General features: G+C 41.2%; 10 protein-coding genes. 4 read left to right on the plus strand and 6 right to left on the minus strand.

The window, feature by feature from the left end; all coding sequences use genetic code 11:
- Positions 1-18: 18 nt before the first annotated feature.
- Genes BY457_RS10375 through hgcB form a run of 3 tightly spaced genes read left to right on the plus strand, consistent with a single transcriptional unit; the run spans position 19 to position 3,852 of the window.
- Positions 19-2,427 (plus strand): DUF5916 domain-containing protein, encoded by a 2,409-nt coding sequence (locus BY457_RS10375; protein WP_106153266.1) that lies wholly within the window; start codon positions 19-21, stop codon positions 2,425-2,427.
- Positions 2,428-2,460: 33 nt separating this feature from the next.
- Positions 2,461-3,555 (plus strand): acetyl-CoA synthase subunit gamma, encoded by a 1,095-nt coding sequence (locus BY457_RS10380; protein ID WP_106153407.1) that lies wholly within the window; start codon positions 2,461-2,463, stop codon positions 3,553-3,555.
- Between the two features lie 6 nt (positions 3,556-3,561).
- Entirely contained in the window at positions 3,562-3,852 is a 291-nt protein-coding gene (gene hgcB, locus BY457_RS10385; protein ID WP_106153267.1) for a mercury methylation ferredoxin HgcB, read from the plus strand.
- A 649-nt stretch (positions 3,853-4,501) separates the two neighbouring features.
- On the opposite strand, the gene BY457_RS10390 is transcribed toward hgcB, so the two are convergent.
- The 5 genes from BY457_RS10390 to BY457_RS10410 all read right to left on the minus strand — a co-directional run bounded on the left by BY457_RS10390 (position 4,502) and on the right by BY457_RS10410 (position 9,030).
- Complete coding sequence (locus BY457_RS10390; RefSeq protein WP_106153268.1) at positions 4,502-5,317, minus strand: universal stress protein; 816 nt, start codon at positions 5,315-5,317, stop codon at positions 4,502-4,504.
- A 423-nt stretch (positions 5,318-5,740) separates the two neighbouring features.
- Positions 5,741-6,100, minus strand: coding sequence for a hypothetical protein (locus tag BY457_RS10395; RefSeq protein ID WP_106153269.1), 360 nt, complete (start codon positions 6,098-6,100; stop codon positions 5,741-5,743).
- A gap of 24 nt (positions 6,101-6,124) precedes the next feature.
- Positions 6,125-6,775, minus strand: coding sequence for an urease accessory protein UreH domain-containing protein (locus BY457_RS10400; RefSeq protein WP_106153270.1), 651 nt, complete (start codon positions 6,773-6,775; stop codon positions 6,125-6,127).
- A complete protein-coding gene (locus BY457_RS10405; RefSeq protein WP_258176692.1) occupies positions 6,775-7,365 on the minus strand; it encodes an NUDIX domain-containing protein in 591 nt (196 codons plus the stop codon). The genes BY457_RS10400 and BY457_RS10405 overlap by 1 nt, the downstream gene beginning before the upstream one ends.
- An 84-nt stretch (positions 7,366-7,449) precedes the next feature.
- Complete coding sequence (locus BY457_RS10410; RefSeq protein ID WP_106153271.1) at positions 7,450-9,030, minus strand: YfcC family protein; 1,581 nt, start codon at positions 9,028-9,030, stop codon at positions 7,450-7,452.
- Between the two features lie 77 nt (positions 9,031-9,107).
- On the opposite strand from BY457_RS10410, the gene BY457_RS10415 reads away from it, so the two are divergent.
- Positions 9,108-9,491 (plus strand): co-chaperone GroES, encoded by a 384-nt coding sequence (locus BY457_RS10415; protein WP_106153272.1) that lies wholly within the window; start codon positions 9,108-9,110, stop codon positions 9,489-9,491.
- Between the two features lie 319 nt (positions 9,492-9,810).
- Here BY457_RS10415 and BY457_RS10420 read toward each other — a convergent pair whose 3' ends face one another.
- On the minus strand, positions 9,811-11,607 hold the full coding sequence (locus BY457_RS10420; RefSeq protein WP_106153273.1) for a chloride channel protein: 1,797 nt from the start codon (positions 11,605-11,607) through the stop codon (positions 9,811-9,813).
- Between the last annotated feature and the right edge of the window lie 125 nt (positions 11,608-11,732).

An 11,732-nucleotide genomic window follows, 5' to 3' on the forward strand; every position in this document is an offset into this window, starting at 1 on the left:
GTTGCTTAAATGTTGTTAATGTCATCCTCATTTTTTGCCATCAAAGTAACGGCTGGAGACCGGAGGATGCAATATGTAGGAGGCCGATGGCTTACATTAAGTGTTATATCCTTTAGAGCCAATTGTTCAAATAATTGCATCCGAAAATCCAAACGAATCAAGTTCAGGAAATCCTTCAGGAATATTTTCAGGCTTATTATACTATCCTTGGTATTATTCATTTCTGTGAAAAGTCCTGGCCAGATTACGACCATAGATTCTGCTCAGAAACTTTTGGATATTCCTGTTATATCAGACAATATTACATTGGATGGAATACTTGAAGAGAGGGCATGGGGACTTGCTGCATATGACACAACTTTCTGGCTTCATTATCCTATCGATACCGGACAGGCTTATGCAACAACTGAAGTAAGAATGATGTATGACGAAAGCAACTTGTACATTGGTCTGATATGTCACGAATCGCTCGGTAAACCTATTGTACAGAGCCTTAAGAGAGATGATGATGGCAGTTTTAACAATAGTGATTTCGTTGCTATTGTAATCGATCCTGCAGATAACTCAAAGAATGGCTACTATTTCGGAGTAAATGCTGCAGGAGCCCTGATGGATGGTAACATTTATCAAAATGGAATGTATCCTTCAGTAAATAAATACTGGAATAACGAATGGTCAGCAGAAGTCAGCGCCCGGGGGAATGATCTGATTTATGAAATTGTTCTCCCATTTAGCACCCTAAAGTATAAAAATGATTGTAATAATTGGGGTGTCAACTTTATACGCAACGATGTGGGCAGAAATGTTACCTATTCATGGACTTCATTCCCTGCAGGCAAGCATAATTATGATTTAGGATATACAGGAAAATTACATTTTAATGAGGGATTGTCTGAAGTCGAGAAAAAGAAAGTTATTCTTATTCCCTCAATCTCCAGCGGGATCAATAACAATACTGAAACAAGTGAGAAAGTGAATTACACTGCCAAGGCTGGTCTGGACGCTAAAGTGTCGCTTGGAACCTCACTTAACCTTGATTTATCAATCAACCCTGATTTTTCAAATGTTGCGGTCGACAAGCAATATATCGATTTCTATCGCTTTGAAAATTACCTGCCTGAGCAAAGAGGATTTTTTCTGGAAAATAGTGATCTGATCACAAGTTTTGGTACTTATGATGATGTTTCGACCTCACCTTCAGAAAGCAGAGTTAAACCTGTTTATACCCGGAGAATTGGAATAAATGATGATAACATAATTCCTATTCTATATGGTGTGAGACTATCGGGTGAAATAACAGATGGTACCCGTATCGGACTTCTCAATACGCATACAGAAAAGAGGGGTGACTATAGTGCACAAAACTATTTAGTAGCAAGTGTTCAGAGAGGGATATTCAAGCGCTCAGCTATAAAAGGCCTGTTCACCAATAGGAATTCAATAGGAGATTTCGAATATCAGAAGGAGGATTACAACCGCACTGGTGGAATTGAATTTGACTTCACGAGTGAGGATGGCAAATGGTCTGGAAGTACAAAATTACATTCCAATTTCACTCAGAGCAATAAAACTGACAATCTTTTTTATGGTCTTGGTTTCACTTATTACAATAAAGTATTCAAAACCCAGAACTGGATGGAACATGTCGACAAAAATTATTCGCCCGATATTGGTTTTATTCCTCGCCTTTATCACAAGGATTCATTTCTTGATACAACCTATCGTTTTGGATATACGCATTTTACGAACAAGTATGAATTATATCAATTTAAGAATGACGAACATATTATTGTAATGGGAGAATATATTAATCTCCATACATACTTAAATGAGCAGAACAGATTAAACGAGCTGATTTTTGACTTGGGATATTGGTGTGTTTTCTCGAACAATGTACATATTGTTCTACAGGGATCATATAATAGTTTCGATCTACTTATTCCACATGATGTTCTCGGAAATCAAAATCCCGTTAAGTCCGGAACCTACACCAATAAGAATCTGTTTTTTCTTTATGAATCTGATAAGCGGAAGAAATTCAAATATAAGTTCCAGGCCGATTATGGAGAATTTTACGATGGTACAAAATTTACTTTCTCAGGTGGCCCCACCTATTCAGTTCAACCCTTCGCCACAATTACATTAAATTACAATTTAGCTGATATTGAACTTAATCAGGACAATGGTAATGTTACCTATCACTTAATTAGTTTTGAACCTGAAGTAAGCTTCTCAACCAAATTATTCTGGTCCAATCTGATTCAGTATAATACGCAAATAAAAAATGTAAACTTTAATAGTATCCTTCAATGGCGGTTTGCACCAATGAGTGATTTGTATCTGATAGTAAAGGATGATATGACAACTTCAGCAAAGAATAAGAATTTCGAGTTCTCCTTTAAACTAACATACTGGCTTGGATTATAAAAACCTATAATGATGAAACAGAAAAATAGACAAATGATTATTGGTACTGTCAATACCCCAATTAGAGAAATTCCTCAAGTAGCAACTAAGTTATACTGGGGTGCAGTAAAAGTGCGTTGGCTAATAGGACGTGACCATTATCTGGTCGCTCCAGGTCTTTATGCAACAGGTAAACCTGATGAAAGTTCTGATGTATTTGTTACCGCCAATTATAAATTGTCATTCGATCATTTGCGAAAAAACCTTGATGGCATTGATGCTTGGATATTGGTGTTAGACACGAAAGGTGTTAATGTTTGGTGCGCAGCCGGGAAAGGCACCTTCGGTACATCTGAACTTGTTCACCGGATAAAAGTGACACGACTGGGTAAGATAGTTAATCACAGGAAAATTATTGTACCTCAACTTGGTGCTGTTGGAATAGCAGCCCACCTTGTAAAAAGTTTAACGGCAGTTTGCCCAAAACCCATTCCCGGTACAATAAAGCAATCTCAGACTAATATTAACCCACGTATTTTGGGAGAAATTGTTGATCATGGATTTCGTGTAATATTCGGTCCGGTTAGGGCAAAAGATATAAAAGCCTTTATACAAAACAGATACCAGACAACAACCGAAATGCGTACCGTAACCTTCAATTTCTCCGACCGGATAAAATTGTTAACGGTGGATATTGTATATGCCAGGTATAAACTTTTTGCAGCTTTTGCAATAATGTTTCTGCTTTCAGCAATTGATCCACAGGGTGTAAACCTGATACAAGCTATTAATAATGGCTTAACGGCCATGATTTTAATTACTCTTTCTTATTTTACAGGCATACTCATTACTCCCGTTGTCTTGCCTTATATCCCGGTAAGAATGTTTGCTTTTAAAGGTTTGATTAGCGGTTTTTTCTTGTCGGGTATCCTATTCTTAACAGGAGATTTAGGGGTTGGATATTTTGGGATTGCAGCCTGGTTCCTTTTGCTCCCGGCAATTTCATCTTTTATGACCATGAATTTTACAGGTGCCTCCACATTCACTTCTCTTTCGGGAGTTAAAAAAGAGATGAAAATATTTGTACCAATTCAAATTTTTATGGTCAGCACTGGGCTTATTTTGTATATTATCAATAACTTAACTTAGAAAGTGATGAAAACGATGGTTTATATAAAAGATGTTGTCACCCTAAAGCTTAATCAGGACAAATGTAATGGTTGCGGCATGTGTGTTAAAGTCTGCCCACATGCGGTTTTCAATATTGAAATGGGAAAAGCTGAAATTGTTAAACAGGATTATTGTATGGAATGTGGGGCATGTGCCTTAAATTGTCGCCAGGCGGCAATAACAGTTCTTTCGGGATTAGGGTGTGGTTGCGCTACTGGCATTATTGAAAACTATTTTGCCGGGAATAGAAAAGATTGTGGGTGTTCAAGCTGTTAACCTTAGTCAGCACAAAGGACATATTACGCAAAGTAAAAAAATATAATAAACTGGTACTTCTGAACAACATCTTGTTTTGGTCCTTATTCTACAGAGATATTTGTACAGGTTGAGAAACAGAAGAAATAATCTTTAAATGTGATTTGAAACCATTATACTGAGATGTACGTCCCGTTGTCAGAATTATGTTTAAAATGTTTGATGGTAGGCAGTTGCTTAAAGATTCCTGCCCCGGTCAACAATTGTAACGGCAGACAATAACAACTCCCGTAATTCCCAATGATTTAATACATGTGTTCGCCAGCGGTAATATGGCGCAACCCCATCTAAAAAAATCATCTATTTGACAAACCATGTAACCCAAATATACATTGAAGAAGTTATTAGTGATCTGTTTCAAATAAAGTATTCCTTGTTAAGAATTTATTACAAAAGAAACGGAAATATTTTTTCAATTGGATTATTACTTGACTGTCTGTTTGTGAGATAATAAAGCAATGATGCGCTAAAATCATTATTGCCAACTTTGAGCCGGACTGATACGGTGCACGCCTCAGGAACAGTGGCTTCCATATTTAAACTATAAATGTTATGGCATTAGAGACTCCGGCTGCTTTTATTCATAAGATCTCAAAATACCAACAAGGCTTTAACTTTGTTCATGCAATATCAACATCGGATGATGCGGATGTCTTACCATTTTTTGGATGATATGGGGATTGAAAATTCGTTGAAAAAAGGAATGGTGATGTCTGATTAGTGTCAGCAGGGTTGCATCGTTTTCATCCATGAATTTTAATATGCTTTTGCAAAGATCACCCTCGTTATCGATGAAGTGAAAACTCAGTTTTATACCGGGAAAGTGAGCTGCAATTTTTTCTTCAGCTTCAATGCGGTTGATGTATTCCTCTTCCAGCACATTCAGAAATAGAAGTTCGCTGTTGTAGGCTTCAATCAGATGGGTGAGGGGGGCAGCCATTTTGGGAATGTCAACGTCTTTCAGGTCTGTTGCAAATGCAATCTTGTCGGGTGCCTCAAATCTTGCTTCTTTGGGAACAACCAGCATAGGGAAATGTATATGCTTGATGATTTCAAGAGCAGTACTTCCAAGCAGGAAGTGTTCCAGGGCGATTTCTCCTTTGCAGCCCAATATAATTATTTCCGGTTCGTAGTCGTTGATCTCTTTCTTTAAGATTTCAGTCATTGCCCCAAATCTGGAGGCCAGTTCTATGCGTGCATTGGGGAATTTGGCATGAAGCAAAGACAGTTCTTTTCGCAAACCGCGAATGCTTTCTTCAGCCATTTCTTCTTTTACCTGCATGATGTAGGGACTGCCACTGAATTCGACGTCAAAGATGTTCAGTAACTCAAAATGTGCCTGTTCTTTTTCAAACATTTTAAGCGCATAGATTGCGGCATTTCTGGCAATCTCTGAAAAATCTGTAAGGAGTAATACACGTCTCATAGGTCTGGTATTTTGAGGGTAAAACAATCTCGTTTCGCGCTTTATCACTCACTGAACAACTCCTACTATCGGTTCAGATGTCATAAAATTTACGAAATATATTTTTTAAAAGAAAGTTTGAAAGGAGTAATTTTTAACTTGTTATTTTTTTAATGGAAGAGCATGACAAGGTGTGCCGGAAATGATGATGTAATTTTTTATTAGGGGCCGGTAAAAAAAAATTAGATTACTTCTCTACGTTCGTGATGACGGACCTTTTAAGATGAAATAATTGCGAGAAGGGCGAAGCAACATCAATTAATAACCGGAAACCAATGTTATGAAATATTATTTTTGGGGTAACTCGTCCATTTGATCTTAATAAACAAGTTCTGGCTGGATGAGGCAATTTTGGACAGTTGTAGTGGAGTGATTACTTGTGTTTTATAGAATTCGTTCCAACACAAATACACCATTTACACCCTGAGTATCTTCTCCCGAGCCAACAATTTGTCCCATGGCGTTGATGAGCCCTGACCGCTCTTCGGGCTCGTAAGAAGCATTTTCTCCCCCGGAGAGGACGACTACTGATGATTCTGAGAAAATAACCTGTGCCCCCTCAACTTTTCCTTTTATTGTGACGCGGATGAACATAGGAGACTCATCCGGAATGACTTCTTTGAATACGATATGTCCGGAAAGTTGTTTCCCTGATTGAAACAAACGGGCTTCTCCGAAGTCTTCTCCATGATCAAATTCTTCATGGAAACGCCAAAAACCGGTTAAATCGTAAGATTGTTTCATGGGTGTATTGCTTTTGTGTCTGTTTTACAGTCCCAAAAACTGAATGGATAATCCTGATGCAAATATAATGATACCAGCCAACAGGTGGGCTAGAGGTTGAAGTTTCTGAAATCTGATTTGCGACAGTCCCAGGGATGCGGCCCAAACAGCTATGAGCATGGTTCCTACCGTTACAACTCCAAAAATTGTGGTAACCAATATTACAGCCATTGCGCTTTCGTGTGCGGCCGGATACATAAGCAGGGGAATAAGCGGCTCGCACGGCCCCAGGAAAAATATAATGAAAAGCATCCATGGAGTTGCATTGGATACAGACTTGTGTTCATGGCCATGCCGGGCCTTTCTTTTGTGTTTGAGATAATGTCTCAAACCCCAGATGGCATATAACAAACCAAATGCAATTAAACCCCAGGCAGCCAGATTGCCCCTGACTCCTTCGAACCAGGTTAACTTTTGCATCTGAATGCCAATGAGTATCCCTAACACACCTATGATTACGCTGCTTAAAACGTGCCCTATACCACAAATAGCCGTTAGTCCGAGAGTGCGCGAGAGACCCCAGTCTTTTGCCTTCCCGATTACGATGAATGGGAGATAATGATCGGGTCCGAGAAGTGTATGAACAAACCCGATACTTGCAGCACTCCACAGGAGAATGATAAGTTCGCTCGTCATTATTTTTTGTCTGCCAGATAGGTTTTTAGGATCTTTTTGATAGAATTACTGCTGATTTTGTTAAAATCAATCTCTTTGGGGTCGAAAAAGTGAAAGTCCGCAATGTCGTCGTCCACCTTAATATTCTCAAAGCTTTTTACTTTGCAGGCAAATCCGAAATCGGTTGTAAAAACGGAATAATCATTATAGACGTATTCATTGGGAAAGCTTCCCAGATAGGACAGGTCGGTGACCTCAAGATTCAGTTCTTCTTTTAATTCCCGTTTTAGTGCATCTTCCCCATTTTCCATGGGATCAACGAAGCCGCCTGGTAAGTCAAGTGCCCCGATGGCCGGTTCTACCCCTCTGACTGTGAGTAGTATCTGCCCTTCTTCGTTTTCTATGACAGCGGCCACGGCTGCAGCACTGTTGATAAAGAACTTAAACCCGCAACTGTCGCATTTGAATGATTTGGCGGAGTCTGTTTTAAACAATCCTGAGCCACAACTGGGGCAATACTTCAAAACTTTTTCGGGACGTGCCATATATAAGATTTGTTGATATTCTATTTTGCTGTTTTGTTGTTGCTTGGCGCTATTGTCAGGCGCCATGTTACTGCGTTTTCGGTTTGCTGTTTAATTGTAAACCTAAATACAAATCAACAAACCGACAAGAGAAAAAACAAAAATAAATGGTTAAAAACCGTTTAAGTTCATGGTTACTGTAGGTATAAGTAGCAGAAAACCAGTGATGATCAGGATGGCAATTAAAGGAGCAATCCATCTTGCCCATTTCACATAAGGAATACGTGCCACGCCTAACACCCCAATTAACACCCCTGATGTGGGGGTGATGAGGTTGGTAAAACCATCGCCAAACTGGAAGGCCATTACCGTAGCCTGCCTGGAAAGACCTATCAGATCACTAAAAGGAGCCATGATGGGTATGGTGAGTGCCGCTTTAGCCGATCCACTGGGAATAACAATGTTGATGACAGTCTGAATGACATACATAATTCCAACAGAAGCCACATTGCCCATTTCCTGCATTCCTCCGGCCATCGCGTGTAAAATGGTGTGCACAATATTACCGTTTTCGAGAATGACAATGATTCCTCCGGCCAATCCTACAATCAGTGCGGCTGACATGATATCTTTGGCACCTTCGAGAAACAGGTGAGTAATTTCATCAGCACTTTTGTTCATTGCTATTCCGGCCAGTATGCCCATGGCAAAGAAGAGGGTGGCAATTTCCATGATGTACCAGCCAAAACCCATGACACCGACTATCAGGAATAAAATGGTGAACCCCAGAATTACCAACACAAAGGCAGGAGAAGATTTTCGCAGGGCAAGATATCCTGTTATGGCAAAAAGCGCTGTGAGACCGGGAATAAAAAAGGTGGTTATTCCATCGCCTCCGCCAATTGTCAGGGTGCTCACAGGCCAATAGATGGAAAACAGAATCAGTGCACCTAAGGTTAGGAAATAGGCAACCCATGAGGCGGTATAGGTTTTATGACCTGTTTCGGCATCAATCTCCGTTATCTCATGTCGCCAGTGATGGTCTTCCTCATAAACAGGTGACCGCTTCGGGTCTTTTTTGATGCGTGCTCCATACCATAAAATATAACCAATGCCAATGAGATTGATGACGACCCAGGAAAAGAGCCGGTATTCGAAACCACTGAAAAGTGGAAGACCTGCCAGTCCCTGCGCAATCCCGATGGTAAAAGGATTTAGTACTGCTCCGGCAAAGCCCAGACCGGCTGCCACAAACACCATGGAAACCCCCATGATGCTGTCGTAACCCATGGATATTGCCAGCGGAACCACAATGACCACAAAGGCGATGGTCTCCTCACTCATGCCAAAAACTGCCCCAAAGATGGAAAACATCAGCATCACCATGACAATGATGAGATTGTTGGCTCCAATGAGTTTGATGGCTTTGTATTTATCCATTTTCCGGGTGAATTTCAGAAAGGAGTAAATCCCCATATCTATGGCTTTACTGTCATTGAGAATCCAAAAGGCTCCGCCAATCATCAGGATAAATACGATGATGCCTGCCTGTTTCTCGAAACCTTCGAATAGCGCTGAAAATACCTGCCACGTCTGGGGTTGACTCTCCACCTCACGGAAATCGACCATAGAGGTGGTGCTGCCATCTTCGGGGGCTACATATTGTCCGCCGGGAACGAACCAGGTGGCCACGGCTGCCATTACTATCAGAGAAAATACAATTACGTAGGTATGAGGAACTTTTTTAAACATTGGTATTGGTCTTTGTTTTTAGTCAACTCCAAAAATAGCCTTTTACGAACGATTATTTTTATATTTGCCGGAAAAAAATGGTTCCCGGAATTGACGAAAAAGATTTAAGCAAGTTCATTGTAGTGGGCGACAGAGTGCTGATTCAGCCCAAAACACCCGAAAAACGAACCAAGTCAGGTCTGTTTCTGCCTCCCAATGTGCAGGAAAAAGAAAAAGTACACTCCGGTTATGTGGTGAAAGTAGGGCCAGGTTATCCCATCCCGGCCATTGCTGAGGAGGATGAGCCATGGAAATCGAAGAGTGATAATGTTCGTTATGTGCCGCTTCAGCCTCGTGAGGGAGATCTGGCTATTTATCTGCAAAACAGTGGCTACGAGATCGAATTTAATAATCAGAAGTATGTGATTGTCTCCCAGTCGGCAATCCTGATGCTTATCAGAGATGAGGGACTTTTTGAGTAGAGATGAATTGGGCAAAATGCATAGAGCAAAGAGGGTGGTGTTTGGATGGTGCAGAATGAGGGAAGAGGAATGAGGGCCTTCTTTTTAGCTGAAGTTGGATTTCTGGCATGACCATGCATTTTTCAATTTATAGGTGGAGGTTATTATTATTTAATTTTTCCTTTGCATGGTAGACCAGCCCCGGGGGGGCGACAGTTTGGTAGCAATGGCATTGCAATGTGTGCAAAAGCCCCGGCAGGGGTGACACCTTGATTCAAAATCTTTTGGAGTTCGCCTCAATATCATAATTGTGTTGGCTTTTGTATTTCCCTCAAGATTCTTAATATTCTCCCGAAAAGCGTTTTACAAAATTTCTGTAAGCCGTAAATGCATTGGCACGGGAAATAAAGCCCAGGTATTTCCCTTTGTCGATGACAGCAATATTGAATCGTCCGGATGTACGGAAAATCTCTACAAGGTCTTCCATGGAGTCGTCGGGACTGATGAAATATTCCGGCATGTACATCAGGTCGTTGACTTTCACAGTTTCATAAAGGTCCGGCTTGAAAATGATGTTACGTATGTCATCCATTTTCACCATTCCGTGTAGAATTCCCTGGTTGTCAACTACCGGGAACAGGTTTCTGTGTGCTTTGGAGACTACATTTACAAGATCTCCCAATTTGGCATCGGGAGAGATTATCGAGAAGTCTGTTTCAATGAGTTTGGTTACATCCATGAGGGTAAGCGCCACCTGGTCTTTGTCGTGAGTCAGCAACTCCTTGCGTTGTGCCAGCTGATGGGTATATACCGAGTTTTTAACAAAGGTTTTGGCCGTGGCAAAAGAAATGGCAGCCGTTATCATCAATGGGAGAAAGAGTTCATAGCCTCCGGTGACATCGGCAATCAGGAAAAGACCTGTCAAAGGCGCATGCAGAACCCCGGCAATCAATCCTCCCATTCCTGCAAGGGCAAAATTTTGTTCCGAAAGTTCTGCAATGCCCATGTGAGAGATGAGCATGGCAAACAACAAGCCCGTACTGGAGCCGATAAAAAGGGTTGGGGCAAAGATTCCTCCTACTCCTCCGCTGCCGAAGGTGATGGAGGTCGCCACCACCTTCAGGCCAATCATCAGAAGCATTAAGCCTGCCACTGCGGGCCAATAGGTGCGAAGTCCGGAGAAAATTTGCTGGTCAAACAGAAAGGATACGTCTCCTGCCAGAATGCGGTTGATGATTTCGTAGCCCTCTCCATAGAGTGAGGGGAAAAAGAAAAGCAATATCCCAAGTCCGAGTCCTCCGGCGAGCAGTCGGGATTGCAGGGTTTTTAATTTTCCGAAAAGGCGTTCAATATAGAGATACACTTTGGTGAAATATACGGCCACCAGTCCGGTTATGATACCCAGCAAAATATAAAAAAGGAGATCGTTTATTTCAAAAGTTGTCCGAATATTTACGGGATACAACAGCTGTTGTCCCATAAACAGATAGGAGGTGAGAACTGCCGATGCTGAGGCCATCAGCAAAGGAACGATTGCCGAGAGGGTCAGATCCAGCATAATGACTTCCAATGCAAAAACAATGGCGGCAACAGGTGCTTTAAAAATGGCCGACATGGCCGCTGCCGAAGCACAACCCAGTAACAGGGTAATTTGTCTGAAATTGAGATGAAAGAGTTGCCCGATGTTACTGCCAATGGCTGCTCCTGTTGATACAGTGGGGCCCTCCAATCCCACACTGCCTCCAAATCCCACCGTTAAGGAGCTGGTAACAATGCTCGAAAACATATTGTGGCTTCTGATGCGTCCTTTTCTTTTGGACAGTGCATAAAGTACGTTGGGAATACCGTGGCGTACCGGGCGCTTGAGTACATATTTGATGAAAAGTACCGTGAGTAGAATTCCGATGATGGGGGAGAAAAGAAAGATATATCCGGGTCCTTCGGCATGAATAATATCCTGAACCAACACACTGATGAAGTGAACACTGTTTTTAATGGCAACCGCACCCAGACCCGAAGCAATTCCTATCAGGATGCTCAGAAACATGATAAACTGACGATTGCTGATGTGTCGCAACCGCCACTTCAGAAACTTCCCCAGTAGCTTTTCGGGATGTAGATTTTTCTTTTGCCCCATCCATCATTTTTGTGGTTATCTCTCAAATATATCATTTTTAGTACGAAACTAAAGAATTTGAGGTGTGGATTTTGAAGGTTTGATTCTTTTTTTAGAACAACTTGATTGTAATTGGTGTTTAATAT

Source organism: Marinilabilia salmonicolor (assembly GCF_003003035.1).
GTDB classification, from domain to species: Bacteria; Bacteroidota; Bacteroidia; order Bacteroidales; family Marinilabiliaceae; genus Marinilabilia; species Marinilabilia salmonicolor_A.

What these genes read in the sequence shown, in the direction of transcription:
- BY457_RS10400 (WP_106153270.1), bottom strand. Translation starts at nt 6,775, where the DNA reads ATGACGAGCGAACTTATCATTCTCCTGTGGAGTGCTGCAAGTATCGGG.
- BY457_RS10405 (WP_258176692.1), bottom strand. Translation starts at nt 7,365, where the DNA reads ATGGCGCCTGACAATAGCGCCAAGCAACAACAAAACAGCAAAATAGAA.
- BY457_RS10415 (WP_106153272.1), top strand. Translation starts at nt 9,108, where the DNA reads ATGGTTCCCGGAATTGACGAAAAAGATTTAAGCAAGTTCATTGTAGTG.
- hgcB (WP_106153267.1), top strand. Translation starts at nt 3,562, where the DNA reads ATGAAAACGATGGTTTATATAAAAGATGTTGTCACCCTAAAGCTTAAT.
- BY457_RS10380 (WP_106153407.1), top strand. Translation starts at nt 2,461, where the DNA reads ATGATTATTGGTACTGTCAATACCCCAATTAGAGAAATTCCTCAAGTA.
- BY457_RS10420 (WP_106153273.1), bottom strand. Translation starts at nt 11,607, where the DNA reads ATGGGGCAAAAGAAAAATCTACATCCCGAAAAGCTACTGGGGAAGTTT.
- BY457_RS10390 (WP_106153268.1), bottom strand. Translation starts at nt 5,317, where the DNA reads ATGAGACGTGTATTACTCCTTACAGATTTTTCAGAGATTGCCAGAAAT.
- BY457_RS10375 (WP_106153266.1), top strand. Translation starts at nt 19, where the DNA reads ATGTCATCCTCATTTTTTGCCATCAAAGTAACGGCTGGAGACCGGAGG.
- BY457_RS10395 (WP_106153269.1), bottom strand. Translation starts at nt 6,100, where the DNA reads ATGAAACAATCTTACGATTTAACCGGTTTTTGGCGTTTCCATGAAGAA.
- BY457_RS10410 (WP_106153271.1), bottom strand. Translation starts at nt 9,030, where the DNA reads ATGTTTAAAAAAGTTCCTCATACCTACGTAATTGTATTTTCTCTGATA.